This window comes from Arsenicicoccus sp. UBA6765, assembly GCF_002453335.1.
In the GTDB taxonomy this organism is placed as follows: Bacteria; Actinomycetota; Actinomycetes; order Actinomycetales; family Dermatophilaceae; genus Arsenicicoccus; species Arsenicicoccus bolidensis.
Genome location: NZ_DKGR01000063.1, coordinates 50,893 through 66,386, shown reverse-complemented (window position 1 = coordinate 66,386; position 15,494 = coordinate 50,893). Strand labels below are relative to the sequence as shown.

Here is a 15,494-nt window from a genome sequence, read left to right as displayed (position 1 = left end):
GCGGTGACCGGGCAGAGCTTCGCCGGTGAGCTGCGGATCGACCTGGCGGCCATCAGCGACAACGTCCGCCGGCTCGACGAGCTCGCCGGGTCCGCCGGGGTCATGGCGGTGGTCAAGGCCGGTGGCTACGGCCACGGTCTCGTGCCGTCCGCCCTCGCGGCCCTGCGCGGCGGCGCGACCTGGCTGGGGGTCGCCCAGCTGTCCGAGGCGCTCGAGCTGCGCGCGGCCGGGCTGACCTGCCCCGTCCTGTCCTGGCTGCACGCGCCCGGGGCCGACTTCGCCGCCGCGGTGCGCGAGGACGTCGACCTCGCCGTGTCCGCGCCCTGGGGGCTCGAGGCCGTCGCCGAGGCGGCGCGCGCCGTCGGCCGCGCCGCCCGCGTCCACGTCAAGGTCGACACCGGCCTGGGGCGCAACGGGGTGCTGCACGGCCCCGCCCTGACCTCCCTGCTCGACCGCACCCGGGCCCTCGAGGCCGAGGGAAGCGTGCGGGTCGTCGGGATGATGCAGCACTTCGCGTATGCCGACGCGCCCGACCACCCCGAGGTGCGGGCCCAGGTCGCGCGGTTCGACGCGGCGGTGGCCGAGGCGGAGGCCGCCGGCTGCCGGCTCGAGGTGCGCCACCTCGCCAACTCCGCCGCCACGCTGACCAACCCGTCCCTCGCCTACGACCTCGTGCGCCCCGGGCTCGCGGTCTACGGCCTGTCGCCGGTGCCGTCGCTGGGCGACCACGAGCACGACGGCCTGACCCCCGCCATGACCTGGTCCGCCCCGCTGGCGCAGGTCAAGGACGTCCCCGCGGGCCAGGGCATCTCCTACGGCCACACCTATCGCACCGAGCGGGCCACGCGGGTCGGGATCGTGCCCGTGGGCTACGCCGACGGCGTGCCCCGGGCCGGCAGCGGCGTCGGTCCGCTGTGGGTGGCCGGCTCCCGGCATACGGTCGCCGGTCGGGTCTGCATGGACCAGCTGGTCGTCGACCTCGGTCCCGGCTCGGGCGCCCGCGAGGGCGACCCGTGCGTCCTCTTCGGCCCGGGGACCCAGGGCGAGCCCACCGCCCAGGACTGGGCCGAGGCGATCGGCACGATCTCCTACGAGCTCATCACCCGCGTCGGCGACCGCGTGCCGCGCCGGTATGTCGGAGGTGAGCCCGCGTGGCACCTGGCGTGACCCCCATGGGGCGGCTGACCGGGCTGGGCCTCGGCCTCGGCGCCGTCGCCGCCGGAGCCCTCGCGGGCGTGCTCTCGCGCGCGCACGCGACCGCCCCCGAGACGGACGAGACCTACGAGCACGTCCCGACCCACGAGACCGTCGTCGTCGCCGAGGACGGCACCGTGCTGCACGTCGAGGTGGACGAGCCGGACGAGCCGGACGAGCCGGCAGGCGACACGGCGATCGGGCGACCAAGCATCGTCATCTCGCACGGCTACACCCTGTCGACCAAGGCCTGGATCTTCGTGCGGCGCCGGCTGGTGGCGGCCGGCTATCGCGTGGTGCTGTGGGACCAGCGCGGCCACGGGCGGTCCGGCCCGGGGGCCCGCGACTCCTACCGCATCGAGACGCTCGGCCGGGACCTCAAGTCCGTCATCGACGCCACCTGCCCCGAGGGGACGTTCGCGCTCGTCGGGCACTCGATGGGCGGCATGACGCAGATGGGGCTGGCCCGGCTCTATCCGACCCTGGTCCGCGAGCGGTGCGTCGCGGTGGCGTTCGTCGCCACCAGCTCCGGCGGGGAGGGGGAGCTGCGGGTGCAGCTCGGCGACCTGCTCGGTCGCGCGGCCCAGCGCGTCGGTCCGTTCGCCCTCGCCCCGCTGACCGGCCGCCAGGAGGCCGTCGAGCAGGCCCGCCGCCTCGCGCGACAGGCCGAGGACTTCTTCACCTACCGCTACTCCTTCCACTCGCCCGTGCCGCCGAGCCTGCTGCGCTACGCCGCCGACATCATCATGTCGACGCCGATCGAGGTGATGCACGGCTTCCTGCGCACCCTGTCCGAGCACGACGAGCGCCAGGCGCTGGCGACCTTCGCGGGCATCGAGGCCCTGGTCATCAACGGTGCGGACGACCTGATGACCCCGCCGCGCCACAGCGAGGAGATCGTGCGGCTGCTGCCGGGCGCCGAGCACGTCGTGGTGACCGACGCGGGGCACCTGATCATGCTGGAGTACCCCGAGCTCGTCACCGACCAGATCCTCGAGATGCTGGACCGCGCCGAACGCCATGCCGACGGGACGCCACGGGGCCGGCGGCGCGAGGTCACCGACCTCGGGCACAGCCGCGCCACGCTCCGGCGCGAGCAGCAGGTCCGACGTCGTGAGCAGCAGGCCCGGCGCCGCGAGCAGGTGGCCCGCGCGACCGAGGAGGTCGGGCGCCAGGCGCGCAAGGTCCGGTCCGTCACCACACCCATCACCTCCGCCCGCTCCGGGAAGGACCGCCGTGAGTCCTGACGACGCCGTGCCGCACGCGATCTCGCTGCCCACCGCCGAGGCCACGCAGGACCTCGGCCGCAGGCTCGCCACGGTCCTGCACGCCGGCGACCTGCTCCTGCTGACCGGCGACCTGGGCGCGGGCAAGACCACCCTCACGCAGGGGCTGGCCGAGGGGCTCGGGGTGCGGGGGCCGATCACCTCCCCGACCTTCGTCATCGCGCGCGTGCACCCCTCCCTCGTCGGGGGTCCGCGGCTGGTGCACGTCGACGCCTACCGCCTCTTAGGGGCGCTGGACTTCGACGACCTCGACCTGGACGCCACCGTGGACGAGTCGGTCACGGTGGTCGAGTGGGGCCACGGGGTCGCTGAGCTGCTGTCCGAGGACTACCTCGAGCTGGAGCTCACCGGCGAGACCACCCGCACCGCCCGGCTCACCGGCCACGGCCGTCGGTGGACCGGTCCGGACGCCCTCGGGGCGGTCCGGGACCTAGTCTGAGCCGTATGACGACCCTCACCGCCCTCGGCCACGAGCGCTTCGTGTCCCTCACGACCTTTCGCCGCAACGGGGAGGGCGTGGCGACCCCCGTGTGGGTGGCCCGCGACGGCGACGCCCTCGTGGTCATCACCCCGGAGGGCACCGGCAAGCTGCGCCGCCTGCGCCGCGACGACCGGGTGACCCTGCGTCCGTGCGACCGGCGTGGTCGGGTGGCCCCGGACGCCCCCACCGTCGAGGCGCGCGCGACCGTCCACGACGACCCCTGGACCGTCCAGCGCGTCATGAGCACCATGACGGCGAAGTACGGCCTGGAGTTCAAGGTCTTCATGCTCGTCGAGCGAATCATCAGGCGCGGCAACCCGGCTCGGCTCGTCATCGAGATCCGTTGAGGTCAAGCGTGCTTGATGTAGCAGGCTGACACCATGCTCAGCCGCCTCGGCTTTCCCCCGGTCGGCGACCACCGTCGGTTCGTCGTCGCCATCGGCGTGGACGCGATCGGCAGCGGCGTCTTCATGCCCATCACCGTCCTCTACTTCCTGCGCACCACGGACGTCCCGCTCGAGCAGGTCGGGCTCGCGCTGTCGGTCGCCGCCGCCGTCGCGCTGCCCGTGGTCCTGCTCGTCGGGCACCTGGTGGACCGCTTCGGCGCCAAACGGATCCTGCTGGCCGCCAACGCGATCCAGGCGGTGGGCTATCTCGCCTACCTGACCGTCGACGGCTACCTCGGGGTGCAGCTGGTGACCACGCTCGTCGCCACGGGGCAGGCGGCCTTCTGGGCGTCCTACTCCCCGATGGTCGCCGCCATCACCCGTCCCGGGGAGCGGGAGCTGTGGTACGGCTTCCTCGGCGCGTTGCGCAACGTCGGCTTCGCGATCGGGGGCCTGGTGGCGGGCGTCGCGATCTCCGTCGGCACCCCGGCCGCGTTCCGCGCGATGGTGGCGGCCGACGCGGCGTCATACCTGCTCGCGCTCGTCCTGCTCCTCGCCGTCCCGGCCCACGACCGGGGTCCCGGCGGTGCGCAGCCGGCCGGGGACGCCGATGCGCACGCGGCGGGCGAGCGGTCGGGCGCCTTGGCCGGGCTGTCGATCGTGCTGCGCGACAAGCCCTTCCACGCCCTCATCGTCGCCAACACCGGCTACGCGCTCGCGTGCCTGGCGCTCAACTACGCCATGCCCGTCTACGCCGTCGAGATCCTCGACCTGCCAGGCTGGGTGACCGGCGCGATCTTCACGCTCAACACCGTCATGGTCGGGTTCGGGCAGGGGCTGGCCGTGCGGTCCATGACCGGGCACCGTCGGCACCGGGTCGTCGCCGCCGGGAACCTCGCGTTCGCAGCGGGATTCGTGCTCATGGCTGCGGCCGGGATGCTGCCGGTCGCCGTCGCGGTGACCGGGGTGCTCGTGGCGGCCGCCGTCTACACCGTCGGGGAGCTGCTCGGCGGCCCGGTCCTCACGACCGTCGCGGTGGACAGCCGCCCCGAGCACCTGCGGGGGCGCTACCTCGCCGCCTACCAGCTGTCCTGGAACGTCGCGTCCATCATCGGGCCGGTGGGTTTCTCCTGGCTCCTCGCCCGGGGGCCGCTGCCGGTGTGGGTGGCGCTCACGGTGGTCGCGCTGGCCGGGGTGGCCCTCGCCCCGGTCCTCGGTCGCGCCCTGCCCGTGGCCGCGGCCCGGGTCACCAACGACGCCGGCTGACCGCGCCGGCGCGGCGATAGACTGGTGGGCGTGCTGCTCGCCATCGACACCTCCACCACCGCCATCACCGTGGCGCTGCACGACGGCACCCGCGTGGTCGCCGAGAGCAGCGTCCTCGACGCGCGGGCGCACGGGGAGCTCGTGGCCCCCGGCATCGTGGAGGTCCTGCGGCAGGCCGGCATCGCCGCAGCCGACGTCGACGCGGTCGTGACCGGCACCGGTCCCGGCCCCTTCACCGGGCTGCGCGTCGGGATCGTGACCGCGCGGACCTTCGCCCTCGCCCGGGCCGTCCCGGTCCACGGCCTGTGCTCCCTGGACGCCCTGGCCCACGACGCGGCCCGCGGGGCGCTCGCCGGCGCGGAGCGGTTCGTCGTCGCCACCGACGCCCGCCGCAAGGAGGTCTACTGGGCCGGCTACCGCATCGAGGAGGGCCTGCCCGTGGCCGAGACCGCGCCGGACGTGGCTCGCCCCGCCGACCTCGCCCCGCTGCTCGACGGCCGGCCCGTCGTCGGACGAGGTCCGGTCCTCTATCCCGACCTGCTGGGGCCCGCGGCCGACGGCGCGCCCCTCGACGTCTCCGCCGGGTGGCTCGCCGACCTGGCCGTGCAGCGGCTCGCCCGAGGCGAGTCCCTCTCCGACACCACCCCGCTCTATCTCCGGCGCCCGGACGCCGTCCCCTCCGTCGCCCCCGTCACGGTGGTCTGATGCTGCGCGAGCTGCGCTGGACCGACATCCCCCGTCTCGCCGCGCTGGAGCGCGAGGCCTTCGCCGACGACGCGTGGACCGAGCAGACCTGGTGGGCCGAGCTCGCCGAGCGCCCCCGGCGCGACTACGTCGTCTGGGACGACCCCTCTCGTGGCGGTGTCCTCGCGTATGCCGGGATCGACGCCGCCGGTGACGTGGCGGACGTCATGACGGTCGCCGTGACGCCCGATGCCCGCGGCCTCGGCCTGGGCCGGCGGATGCTCGACGAGCTCGTCGACCGGGCCCACGCACGAGGCGCCGAGGCGCTCCTGCTGGAGGTCCGCGCCGACAACGCCGCTGCTCGAGCGCTCTACGACCGCAACGGGTTCGAGACCATCAGCGTGCGGCGGCGCTACTACCAGCCCGGTGGGGTGGACGCCCTCGTCATGCGGCGGCACCTTCCCGGCACACGACCTGATCACCCCGCCACCCAGGGAGAGCCCGCATGACCCGCACCGACGAGCCACTCGTCCTCGGCATCGAGACCTCGTGCGACGAGACCGGCGTCGGGATCGTGCGCGGCGGCACGCTGCTCGTCGACGCGATCGCGAGCAGCGTCGACGAGCACGCCCGCTTCGGCGGCGTGGTGCCCGAGGTCGCGTCCCGGGCCCACCTCGAGGCCATGGTCCCCACCATCGAGCGCGCCTGCCGCGAGGCCGGGGTGCGCCTGGCCGACCTCGACGCCATCGCCGTGACCTCCGGGCCGGGCCTGGCCGGGGCGCTGCTGGTGGGCGTGGCCGCGGCCAAGTCGCTCGCCGTGGCGCTCGGGAAGCCGCTCTACGGCGTCAACCACCTCGCGTCGCACGTCGCCGTCGACACCCTGCAGCACGGCCCGCTGCCCGAGCCGACCCTGGCGCTGCTCGTGTCCGGCGGGCACTCCAACCTGCTGCTCGTCCCCGACATCACCCACGACGTCCGTCACCTGGGGCAGACCATCGACGACGCGGCGGGCGAGGCCTTCGACAAGGTCGCGCGCGTGCTCGGGCTCGGCTTCCCGGGCGGGCCGCACATCGACCGTGCCGCCCGCGAGGGCCAGGTGGTGATCGACTTCCCGCGCGGCCTGACCGCGGGCAAGGACATGGAGCGGCACCGCTTCGACTACTCCTTCTCGGGGCTCAAGACCGCCGTCTCCCGCTGGGTGCGGGCCAAGCAGGACGCGGGGGAGCACGTGCCCGTCGCGGACGTGGCCGCGAGCTTCCAGGAGGCCGTGGTCGACGTGCTGACCCGCAAGGCGCTGCTCGCGTGCCGCGAGAACGGCGTCGACGACCTCGTCGTGGGCGGCGGCGTGGCGGCCAACTCGCGGCTGCGGGCCCTCGCCCAGGAACGGTGCGACGCCGCCGGGGTGACGCTGCGCGTGCCGAGGCCGGGGCTGTGCACGGACAACGGCGCCATGGTCGCGGCCCTCGGCGCGCAGATGGTGATGCGCGGTCGGGAGCCGTCCGAGCTGGGCCTGCCGGCCGACTCGTCGATGCCGGTGACGGTCGTCTCGGCCTGACCGTCTCGGCCAGATCGCGTCTGGCTGACCGCGTCAGGATGACTGCGTCAGGCTGACCGGGCCGGCGCCGGCGTCGTCGGCGGCGTTCTCGGCGTCGTCGCACCTACTCGCAGCGGGCGAGGCCGCGCTGCACCTTGAGCTCCACGACCCGCTCGGCCGCACGGTGCACGAGCGCCGCGAAGGCCGGGTCCCGCCGACTCTCCGCCAGCAGCGCGCGCGACATGACGCGGCCGTCCAGGGCGATCCCGGTGACGGCGACGTCGCCGCCCGCGCGGACGAAGCGCACCGCCCGCTCGCCGGTCGGGATGTGCTGGATGGCCTCCGCGCCACCGAGGTCGTCGGTCGCCACCACCCCGTCGTAGCCCAGCCGCTCGCGCAGCACCCCGGTCACCACGGGGCGGGAGAAGGCCGCCTGGGTGGTCGGGTCGATCCTGCGGTAGCGCGCGGTCGACATCATCACCACGTCCGCCCCGGCGGCGATCCCGTCGGCGAACGGCTGCAGGTAGCCGTCGTCCGCCGTCGTCTGGGTGTCATCGATGCCGGTGGCCGAGTGGTCGGTGTTGGCGCGGACCCGCCCGAGCCCCGGGAAGTGCTTGAGCGTGGCGCCGACGCCGGCGGCGTGCAGCCCCGCGATCACGGCCGCCACCGGGGGCGACACGGCCCCGGGCTCGGTGGCGTACTGCCTCGACAGGCCGCCGATGGGCGCGTTGGCGCGGCCGAGCTCCGGCGAGACGGTGTCCGCGACGGGGGCCAGGTTGAGGTTGACGCCGGCGGCGCGCAGCTCGCGCCCGGCGTCGGTGGCCAGAGCGCGCAGGTCGTCCGGCGGCAGCGCGGCCTGCTCCACCGCGGACGGCAGGCGTCGGAAGCCGGAGCCCTTGAGCTGCTGGACCTGACCACCCTCCTGGTCGGCGGCGACGAGCAGGTCGAGCTCGTGGCCGGCCCGGTCCGCCGCCGCCTGGAGGCGGCGGCTCACCTCGGCGACCTGCCCACGGTCCCGCCACCCGCCGATGAAGAAGGCGTTGCCGATCGCCTGCCCCGCGATCACGCGGCGGGCGTCGTCCTCGCGCCCCCGGGTGACCCCGACCATGACGAGCTGCCCCACCCGCTGCCCCGGGGTGAGCCCGTCGACGATGCCGGCGGCGCAGGAGGCCTGGGCCGTATGCCGGGAACCGCCCGCGGCCGGGGCCGGCGCCGATGCTGCCGGGGCGCCAGGTGCGGTGGTCGCGGAGCCCGACGAGGAGGCCGCGCGACGCGGCAGGCCGGTGACGTCGAACGAAGGAACGTCACCCCCGCGGGTCGAGCCGGTGGCGGTCGGGGTGCTGGATCGCCCGGGACCGGCTCCGGCGCCGTCCGTGGACGCGCCGGTCGGACCCTGCGCGGTGGGTGGGGTGGCGCAGCCGGCCGTGACGGTGAGGGCAGCGGCCAGGAGGAGGGCGGGGGTGCGGGTGACGTGCGGGGGCATCAGGTCCGACGGTACCCGGGGAGGGGCTGGCACGCGCGGCGTGCTTGGGTGGCGGCAGGATGGGGCGCATGAGCCGCGTCTACGTCCTCGGGTCCCTCAACGTCGACCTCACCACCACCGTGCACCGCCTGCCCCGGCCCGGCGAGACGATCGTCGGCGGGTCGACCCGGCGCACGGCTGGCGGCAAGGGCGGCAACCAGGCGATCGCGGCGGCGGCGACGGGTGCGGAGGTCGTCATGGTCGCGGCCATCGGTGGGGACGAGGCGGGCGCGGCATACCGAGATCGACTGCAGGACAGGATGATCGACGTCTCCCACGTCCGCGTCGTGGAGGGAGAGCCGACCGGTCACGCGTTCATCACCGTGGACCTCGAGGGAGAGAACGTCATCGTCGTCAGCCCCGGCGCCAACGCCGAGCTGCTGCCGCACCACATGGGGGTGCTCGACACGATGGCGGCGGGCGACGTGCTGCTGGTGAGCCTCGAGGTGCCGATCGAGACGGTGGCGGCGGCGGTGCAGCGGGTCTCGACCAGGGACATCCGGGTGGTGGTCAACGCCGCGCCCTACCACCACCTGCCGGTGGACGTCGTGGAGGTGGCGGACCCGCTGGTCGTCAACGAGCACGAGGCGCTGGAGCTGGCCGACGACGGGGCCTTCCCAGCGTCGCTGCTCGTGACCTTCGGCGCGGCCGGGGCGTCCTGGATGGGCGTCGAGCACCCCGCCACACCGGTCCCGCCGGAGGACGTGGTGGACACGACCGGCGCGGGGGACGCGTTCTGCGGGGCGCTGGCCGCGCACCTGGCCCTGGGGGCGACGCACGAGGAGGCGGTGGCCGGCGCGCTGCGGGCGGGCGCCGACGCGGTGCGGCACCGGGGCGCCCAGCGCGACGCGCTGCTCTGAGCGGTCGAGCCCAGCACCGCCCAGCACCGCCCAGCACCGCCGCCCAGGGCCGGACGGCCGTGCAGCCTCAGCCGGCGTCGATCGGGACGACGTGCAGGGCGACCTGCCGGCCCGCCTCGCGGGTGAGGACCAGGATGGCGCGACCGGTGCCCTTGAGCTTGAGGGAGCGCCGCAGGCGATCCGGGTCGAGGTCCACCCCGCGCTTCTTGAGCGTCAGGTCACCGATCGAGCGCTCGCGGCACCACGCGCGGATCGCCTTGTCCTGCAACGGGATCTCGTCGAGGATGCGGTAGGCCCGGGCCCACGGCACCGCCACCGGTCCCCGGTCCGCCGACCGCACGTAGCCCACGCCGCCGTCCAGCTCGGCCCCACCCGTGAGGGCCTCGAGGGCGCCCACCAGCCCGGCGCGGATCACGGCCCGGTCGGGCTCGTGCAGCAGGTCGCCCCGGTCGCTCCCCGGCGCGGGGCGGTCCGTGGGCACGTCGGCCTCGGTGACCAGGTGCGCGGACCACGGCGTCTCCGTGTCGCCGTCGAGGACCAGCGCGGAGCGTCCGGCGGACCGGACCGCCGAGCCCCACCACAGGACGCACTCCACAACCTCGCCGCGCCACGAGACCCACTGCGCCTCGGTCCCGTCGGGGCGGGCCGCGTGCGGGAACGCGGGTGACAGCTTGGCCCCGGCTGCCTCGACCCGGCCGGCGAGGTCCTGCACGAGCTCCCACGACGGGGCCAGGTCGTCCAGGCGGAAGGTCCTGCGGGTGCGTCCGGTCGCGTCGGCGACCCCGGGGGTGCGCCGGGCCGGGTCGAGCCAGACGGCCGTATGCCGGTCCGCGCCGACCAGCTCGTCGGCCACCTCCTCCGCGCGGGCGCACCGCACCTGCGGGGCAGAGGTGCCCGGGGGCCTGACGACGCCGGCGAGGTTGTGCGCGGCGATCTCGGCGGTGACGGGGTCGGCGTCCACGGCGAGGACCTCGAGCCCGGCGTGCGCCATGGCGGCGGCGTCCAGACCGAGGCCGCACCCCAGGTCGTGGACGGTGCGGACCCCGGCCGCCGCCAGGCGCTCGGCGTGCTGCTGCGCCACGACGGGGCGGGTCGCCTGCTCCAGGCCGTCGGGGGTGAGCAGGAGCCGGTCGACGGCGTCTCCCAGCTTGGCGCGGCCGCGCTGGCGCAGCCGGCTCTGGGTGAGCACCGCGGCGACGAGCTCGGGGGAGTGCCCCTCCCGGCGCAGGGTGGAGGAGGTGGCGAGCGAGCGGGCCTCGTCATACACCGGCAGTCCCCGGAGGAGGGCGAGCCCCTCGGGGGAGGTGAGCGCACGGGTGGTGGCGAGATCCATGGCGCCATCCTCTCCCACCGTCAGATCGACCGGCCTCGGTCACACCCGCCTGGGGAACGACGGCCGGTCGACGTGACCGCCGGGGGTAGGTCCGCGCCGCGCTGGCACTCGACTTGACCGAGTGCCAGTGGCTTCCTAGATTGTGGGTTAGCACTCTCGGCAGGCAAGTGCTAAGGGTCGACCCCCGCGACGGCGACCCGGACGTACCACCACGCGCCGGAGTCCATCATCTGTCCACTCTCGACATTCCCGAAGGGGAGGTCACCACAGTGTCGGTTTCCATCAAGCCGCTCGAGGACCGCATCGTCGTCAAGGCCGTCGAGGCCGAGCAGACCACGGCGTCCGGTCTCGTCATCCCGGACACGGCCAAGGAGAAGCCCCAGGAGGGCGAGGTCCTCGCCGTGGGTCCCGGTCGCATCGACGACAAGGGCAACCGCGTCCCCGTCGACGTCGCCGTCGGCGACAAGGTCATCTACTCCAAGTACGGCGGCACCGAGGTCAAGTACGGCGGCGAGGAGCTCCTGATCCTGAGCGCCCGCGACGTCCTCGCGATCGTCGGCTGACGCAGCATCGACTTCTCTGGGAGCCCCGGCCCGAGCCTTCGCGGCTGGGGGCGGGGCTCTCGTCATACCTCTAGACAGACAAGGAAGCTCATGGCCAAGACGCTTGAGTTCAACGACGACGCGCGCAAGTCCCTGGAGCGCGGTGTCGACGCCCTCGCCAACGCGGTGAAGGTCACGCTCGGCCCCAAGGGCCGCAACGTCGTGATCGACAAGAAGTGGGGCGCCCCCACCATCACCAACGACGGCGTGACCATCGCCCGTGAGGTCGAGCTGGACGACCCCTACGAGAACCTCGGCGCGCAGCTCGCCAAGGAGGTCGCCACCAAGACCAACGACATCGCCGGTGACGGCACCACCACCGCGACCGTCCTCGCGCAGGCCATGGTCAAGGAGGGCCTGCGCAACGTCGCCGCCGGGGCCGCCCCGGCCGGTGTCAAGCGCGGCATGGACCAGGCCGTCGACGCCGTGTCCGAGCGCCTGCTCGCCAACGCCCGCGAGGTCTCCGGCAAGTCCGAGATCGCCGCGGTCGCCTCGCTCTCCGCGCAGAACGAGGAGGTCGGCACGCAGATCGCCGAGGCCTTCGACAAGGTCGGCAAGGACGGCGTCATCACCGTCGAGGAGTCCTCCACCGCTAGCACCGAGCTGGAGTTCACCGAGGGCATGCAGTTCGACAAGGGCTACATCTCCCCCTACTTCGTCTCCGACCCGGAGCGCATGGAGGCCGTCCTCGAGGACGCCTACGTGCTCGTCAACCAGGGCAAGATCTCGGCCATCGCCGACGTCCTGCCGCTCCTCGAGAAGGTCGTGCAGGCCGGCAAGCCGCTGCTGATCATCGCCGAGGACGTCGACGGCGAGGCGCTGTCCACCCTGGTGGTCAACAAGATCCGCGGCACCTTCAACGTCGTGGCCGTCAAGGCGCCGGGCTTCGGCGACCGCCGCAAGGCCATGCTCGCCGACATCGCCGTCCTCACCGGTGGCCAGGTCGTCGCCGAGGAGGTCGGCCTCAAGCTCGACCAGGTCGGCCTCGAGGTCCTCGGCCAGGCCCGCCGCGTGGTCGTCTCCAAGGACGACACCACGATCATCGACGGCGCCGGCGACGCCGGCGCGGTCGACGGCCGCGTCTCCGAGATCAAGGCCGAGATCGAGCGCACCGACTCCGACTGGGACCGCGAGAAGCTCCAGGAGCGTCTCGCCAAGCTCGCCGGTGGCGTCTGCGTCATCAAGGTGGGTGCCCACACCGAGGTCGAGCTCAAGGAGAAGAAGCACCGCATCGAGGACGCGATCTCCGCGACGCGCGCCGCGATCGAGGAGGGCATCGTCGCCGGTGGCGGCTCCGCCCTCGTCCACGCGGTCCGCGCTCTCGACGACCTCCACCTGGAGGGCGACGAGCTGACCGGCGCCAACATCGTGCGCAAGGCCGCGGCCGAGCCGCTGCGCTGGATCGCCGAGAACGCCGGGCTCGAGGGCTACGTCGCCGTCTCCAAGGTCGCCGAGCTGGAGCCGGGCAACGGGCTCGACGCCGCGACGGGGGAGTACGTCGACCTGGTCAAGGCCGGCGTCATCGACCCGGTCAAGGTCACGCGTTCCGCCCTGCGCAACGCCGCGTCCATCGCCTCGATGGTCCTGACGACCGACACCCTCGTGGTCGAGAAGCCCGAGGAGGAGCCTGCCGCTCCCGCCGGTGGTCACGGCCACGGGCACGGTCACTGACCTGACCCGACGCGACCTGACCTCACGCCAGGCCGTATGCCGCGAAGGCCGCCCGCCCCGATCGGGGTGGGCGGCCTTCGCGCGTGGTGAGGGGGGTCAGGCGATCGCGATCGCGGTGCTGGCGGCGTAGTGCGACTCGCGCTCGTCCTCGGTCATGCCGCCCCAGACGCCGTAGGGCTCGCGCACCCGCAGGGCGTGCTCGCGACACTGGCCCAGGACGGGGCAGGCGATGCAGACCGCCTTGGCCGCGCCGTCCCGGTTGCGCCGGGCGGGGCCACGCTCGCCCTCGGGGTGGAAGAACACGTCGGGGTTCTCCCGGCGGCATGATCCCTGCAGCTGCCAGTCCCACTGATCGGCGACGGGTCCCGGGAGGCGGCTGATCTCGGCCATGGTGTGCTCCTGTGCAGAGATGCGGCGACGATGACCGAGGATGTCACGCAAGTCACACGATGCAAGCACTTCGCATAATGATCAAACGTATGACATACTCACGAGTAACCTGAGGTGACCCATGAGCCCTAGCCAGCGACGTCGCGTGGTGGCGGGGGCGTGCTGCTGCGACAGACCGTACCTGCGTGAATGCGCCTGCGGCAAGATGCGGCAGGCGTAATCCACGTCGCCTTCTCGCCCCTTGGGCATCCGGTGGGCCCGACCGGATAAATATTCGACACACAATGTGAAATCGTGGCAACGCAGTGTCAATTTCGTGCCGGTCGGGTGGAGTCGAGGTGACCAGCCGGTGGCCGCCCGCGGTCGGGGGCGACCCTGGGGATCGTTGCACCTGGTTGACAGGTCGACAGGGGTCGGTCAGCGTGACGGCGGATCGGACGGCCCCGTTCGGCGACGAGGATGGGTACATGGACATGGCTGCTAGCACCGGCGCACCTCGGCGTCCCAGCGGGTTCGAGAGCCTGACGGTGGCCGTGGTGGCCGAGATGGTCGGGGTGGCCCCGTCCACCCTGCGCACCTGGGCCCGGCGCTACGGCCTCGAGCCGTCCGGTCACCGGTCGGGTCTGCACCGTCGCTACTCCGAGACCGACGTGGCGCGCCTGCGCTTCATGCGCGCCCTGACCCAGTCCGGCCTGACCTCGCGGGACGCCGCCCGTCGCGCCCTGGACGCCACGACGGAGGAGCTGGCCGCCAGCTCGAACCCCACGCACCCCGGGGAGGGGGAGGTGTCCCTGGTCTCCGGGCGCAGCGACGCGACCGCGCTGCGGGGCGGCTACCTCGGCCGCGGCGCCCAGGTGGGCGAGGTGGCGGCTCCCGTCATGACCCTGCTGGGGACCTTGGGCAACGGCGACGCGCAGGGCAGCACGGCGCTCCTGCGCCTCGCGCAACGCGACCTCGGGGCCGCCCGCACGTGGGACGAGCGGGTGCTGCCCGCGCGCAACGCGGCCTGGATGCTGGCGCCGGTCGCCCAGGGGCGTGCGGACGCCATGCTGGCCTCCGCCACGGCGGGGGCGGTCGGCGACATACGGCTCCGACGCAGCCCTCGCAACCTCCGCCCGGTGCACGTCGTGTCCCTGCCCGGCCTCGACGACCCCGCCGCCCGCCTCCTGCTGCGCGCCGCCCTGGCCGAGCGGTCCATCGCCGTGAGCGACCTCTCGCTGGAGGGGTCGGCCAGCAGGGCCGCCCGCGTCCTGGGTGAGGGGATCGAGGGGGTGCTGGTCGTCTACGTCGGGGAGGGTGCGGTCGCCGCCCAGGTGGCCGGCCGGCTGCGGCAGTCCGCGCGGTCGGGCGACCAGGTCTACTGGGGCGAGGGCTGGCTGCACTGGCCGGGGCAGGAGGCCACCATGGCCGACGTCGTGCGGGCGGTCGAGGGCAAGTGCTGCGCCCCGTCGGGGTGACCTTGCTGAGCGTGATGGCCGGTGTGCGCACCGACATCGGCGGCACGCATGCGGGGGACGGGCAGTCGCTCGCGGTCACGCTTCTGGGCTGCATGGGTAGTGTCGGTTCTCTGGGGGGACGTTGCGACCGGTTCGGTGATTTACCTGCACCTGGACGCTTTTGTGAGCCAAGATAACTCTTGGTAATTGACTTGACCCGACCGGAGGCAGGGATGACGACCGTGATGGTGTGCGACGACGCGCCACTCACCCGCGAGGTGATGATGCGCCGGATCGGCTCGCTGCCCGGCGTGACCCGGGTCTGCGGTGCCTCCTCCGGCGAGGAGCTCTTGGCCAAGTACGCCACGGAGCAGCCGGCGCTGACGCTCACGGACCTGCGCATGCCCGGCATGGGGGGACTGGACGCCGTCAAGCGGCTGCTCGCCCTGCGCCCCAGCGCGCAGATCATGATGATGACGCTGGCCGAGGACATCGACGGTGTGGCGCGGGCCCTGGCCTACGGCGCCAAGGGCTATGTCATGAAGGACTCCACCCGCGAGGAGCTGGCCGTCGCGCTCGCGCCCTTCATCGGTGAGGCGATGCCGCGATCGGGCGGGGCCGGGCGCCCCGGGGTGACGGCGACCCTCACCGCCCGCGAGCTCGAGGTGCTGCGCGGGATGAGCCAGGGGCACAGCAACGCCGAGATCGGCGCCGAGCTGTACCTCACCGAGGACACGATCAAGACCCACGCCCGACGACTCTTCCGCAAGCTGGACGCCTCGGACCGTGCTCACGCGGTCGCCATCGCCTACCGCACCGGCCTGATCAGCTGACCTGACGCGCTGGGTG

At 73.8% G+C, this 15,494-nt stretch carries 16 protein-coding genes; 13 read left to right on the top strand and 3 right to left on the bottom strand.

Annotation, left to right across the window (positions count from 1 at the left end):
- The first annotated feature begins 3 nt into the window (after positions 1 to 3).
- The 8 genes from alr to tsaD are packed head-to-tail and all read left to right on the top strand — an operon-like array spanning position 4 to position 6,852.
- Entirely contained in the window at positions 4 to 1,167 is a 1,164-nt protein-coding gene (gene alr / locus B4K29_RS17225; protein ID WP_286959201.1) for an alanine racemase, read from the top strand.
- Positions 1,152 to 2,441: an alpha/beta fold hydrolase gene (locus B4K29_RS17220; RefSeq protein ID WP_286957915.1), complete on the top strand. Its 1,290-nt coding sequence runs from the start codon at positions 1,152 to 1,154 to the stop codon at positions 2,439 to 2,441. The genes alr and B4K29_RS17220 overlap by 16 nt, the downstream gene beginning before the upstream one ends.
- Positions 2,431 to 2,919 (top strand): tRNA (adenosine(37)-N6)-threonylcarbamoyltransferase complex ATPase subunit type 1 TsaE, encoded by a 489-nt coding sequence (tsaE, locus tag B4K29_RS17215; protein WP_239264421.1) that lies wholly within the window; start codon positions 2,431 to 2,433, stop codon positions 2,917 to 2,919. The genes B4K29_RS17220 and tsaE overlap by 11 nt, the downstream gene beginning before the upstream one ends.
- A 5-nt stretch (positions 2,920 to 2,924) precedes the next feature.
- The gene (locus B4K29_RS17210) at positions 2,925 to 3,308 is read left to right on the top strand and encodes a PPOX class F420-dependent oxidoreductase (RefSeq protein ID WP_019285516.1); all 384 of its coding nucleotides are present in this window, start codon (positions 2,925 to 2,927) and stop codon (positions 3,306 to 3,308) included.
- A gap of 33 nt (positions 3,309 to 3,341) precedes the next feature.
- Positions 3,342 to 4,613 (top strand): MFS transporter, encoded by a 1,272-nt coding sequence (locus B4K29_RS17205; protein ID WP_239264426.1) that lies wholly within the window; start codon positions 3,342 to 3,344, stop codon positions 4,611 to 4,613.
- 30 nt (positions 4,614 to 4,643) lie between these two features.
- Entirely contained in the window at positions 4,644 to 5,318 is a 675-nt protein-coding gene (gene tsaB, locus B4K29_RS17200) for a tRNA (adenosine(37)-N6)-threonylcarbamoyltransferase complex dimerization subunit type 1 TsaB (protein ID WP_239264429.1), read from the top strand.
- On the top strand, positions 5,318 to 5,806 hold the full coding sequence (gene rimI / locus B4K29_RS17195) for a ribosomal protein S18-alanine N-acetyltransferase (RefSeq protein WP_239264431.1): 489 nt from the start codon (positions 5,318 to 5,320) through the stop codon (positions 5,804 to 5,806). The genes tsaB and rimI overlap by 1 nt, the downstream gene beginning before the upstream one ends.
- Positions 5,803 to 6,852: a tRNA (adenosine(37)-N6)-threonylcarbamoyltransferase complex transferase subunit TsaD gene (gene tsaD, locus B4K29_RS17190; RefSeq protein ID WP_029211377.1), complete on the top strand. Its 1,050-nt coding sequence runs from the start codon at positions 5,803 to 5,805 to the stop codon at positions 6,850 to 6,852. Before rimI ends, tsaD begins: the two co-directional genes overlap by 4 nt.
- Before the next feature lie 103 nt (positions 6,853 to 6,955).
- Here the strand turns inward: tsaD and B4K29_RS17185 are convergent, their stop codons facing one another.
- Complete coding sequence (locus tag B4K29_RS17185) at positions 6,956 to 8,314, bottom strand: glycoside hydrolase family 3 N-terminal domain-containing protein (protein WP_286957922.1); 1,359 nt, start codon at positions 8,312 to 8,314, stop codon at positions 6,956 to 6,958.
- A 68-nt stretch (positions 8,315 to 8,382) separates the two neighbouring features.
- On the opposite strand from B4K29_RS17185, the gene B4K29_RS17180 reads away from it, so the two are divergent.
- Positions 8,383 to 9,213, top strand: coding sequence for a ribokinase (locus tag B4K29_RS17180; RefSeq protein ID WP_029211379.1), 831 nt, complete (start codon positions 8,383 to 8,385; stop codon positions 9,211 to 9,213).
- 67 nt (positions 9,214 to 9,280) lie between these two features.
- Here B4K29_RS17180 and B4K29_RS17175 read toward each other — a convergent pair whose 3' ends face one another.
- Positions 9,281 to 10,546 (bottom strand): class I SAM-dependent methyltransferase, encoded by a 1,266-nt coding sequence (locus B4K29_RS17175; RefSeq protein ID WP_286968366.1) that lies wholly within the window; start codon positions 10,544 to 10,546, stop codon positions 9,281 to 9,283.
- 269 nt (positions 10,547 to 10,815) lie between these two features.
- On the opposite strand from B4K29_RS17175, the gene groES reads away from it, so the two are divergent.
- Entirely contained in the window at positions 10,816 to 11,109 is a 294-nt protein-coding gene (gene groES / locus B4K29_RS17170) for a co-chaperone GroES (protein ID WP_019285526.1), read from the top strand.
- Positions 11,110 to 11,199: 90 nt separating this feature from the next.
- On the top strand, positions 11,200 to 12,819 hold the full coding sequence (gene groL / locus B4K29_RS17165; protein WP_019285527.1) for a chaperonin GroEL: 1,620 nt from the start codon (positions 11,200 to 11,202) through the stop codon (positions 12,817 to 12,819).
- A gap of 96 nt (positions 12,820 to 12,915) precedes the next feature.
- Here the strand turns inward: groL and B4K29_RS17160 are convergent, their stop codons facing one another.
- Positions 12,916 to 13,209 (bottom strand): WhiB family transcriptional regulator, encoded by a 294-nt coding sequence (locus B4K29_RS17160; RefSeq protein ID WP_019285528.1) that lies wholly within the window; start codon positions 13,207 to 13,209, stop codon positions 12,916 to 12,918.
- Positions 13,210 to 13,676: 467 nt separating this feature from the next.
- Here B4K29_RS17160 and B4K29_RS17155 point away from each other — a divergent pair, with 467 nt between their 5' ends.
- On the top strand, positions 13,677 to 14,666 hold the full coding sequence (locus tag B4K29_RS17155) for a MerR family transcriptional regulator (protein WP_286968365.1): 990 nt from the start codon (positions 13,677 to 13,679) through the stop codon (positions 14,664 to 14,666).
- A gap of 212 nt (positions 14,667 to 14,878) precedes the next feature.
- Complete coding sequence (locus tag B4K29_RS17150) at positions 14,879 to 15,478, top strand: response regulator transcription factor (protein ID WP_019285530.1); 600 nt, start codon at positions 14,879 to 14,881, stop codon at positions 15,476 to 15,478.
- Positions 15,479 to 15,494: the final 16 nt, after the last annotated feature.

Excerpts from the sequence above, each read along its gene's own strand:
- rimI (WP_239264431.1), top strand. The coding sequence starts at position 5,318 with ATGCTGCGCGAGCTGCGCTGGACCGACATCCCCCGTCTCGCCGCGCTG.
- B4K29_RS17210 (WP_019285516.1), top strand. The coding sequence starts at position 2,925 with ATGACGACCCTCACCGCCCTCGGCCACGAGCGCTTCGTGTCCCTCACG.
- B4K29_RS17175 (WP_286968366.1), bottom strand. The coding sequence starts at position 10,546 with ATGGATCTCGCCACCACCCGTGCGCTCACCTCCCCCGAGGGGCTCGCC.
- B4K29_RS17180 (WP_029211379.1), top strand. The coding sequence starts at position 8,383 with ATGAGCCGCGTCTACGTCCTCGGGTCCCTCAACGTCGACCTCACCACC.
- B4K29_RS17205 (WP_239264426.1), top strand. The coding sequence starts at position 3,342 with ATGCTCAGCCGCCTCGGCTTTCCCCCGGTCGGCGACCACCGTCGGTTC.
- tsaD (WP_029211377.1), top strand. The coding sequence starts at position 5,803 with ATGACCCGCACCGACGAGCCACTCGTCCTCGGCATCGAGACCTCGTGC.
- B4K29_RS17185 (WP_286957922.1), bottom strand. The coding sequence starts at position 8,314 with ATGCCCCCGCACGTCACCCGCACCCCCGCCCTCCTCCTGGCCGCTGCC.
- B4K29_RS17150 (WP_019285530.1), top strand. The coding sequence starts at position 14,879 with ATGACGACCGTGATGGTGTGCGACGACGCGCCACTCACCCGCGAGGTG.
- B4K29_RS17155 (WP_286968365.1), top strand. The coding sequence starts at position 13,677 with ATGGACATGGCTGCTAGCACCGGCGCACCTCGGCGTCCCAGCGGGTTC.
- groL (WP_019285527.1), top strand. The coding sequence starts at position 11,200 with ATGGCCAAGACGCTTGAGTTCAACGACGACGCGCGCAAGTCCCTGGAG.
- B4K29_RS17160 (WP_019285528.1), bottom strand. The coding sequence starts at position 13,209 with ATGGCCGAGATCAGCCGCCTCCCGGGACCCGTCGCCGATCAGTGGGAC.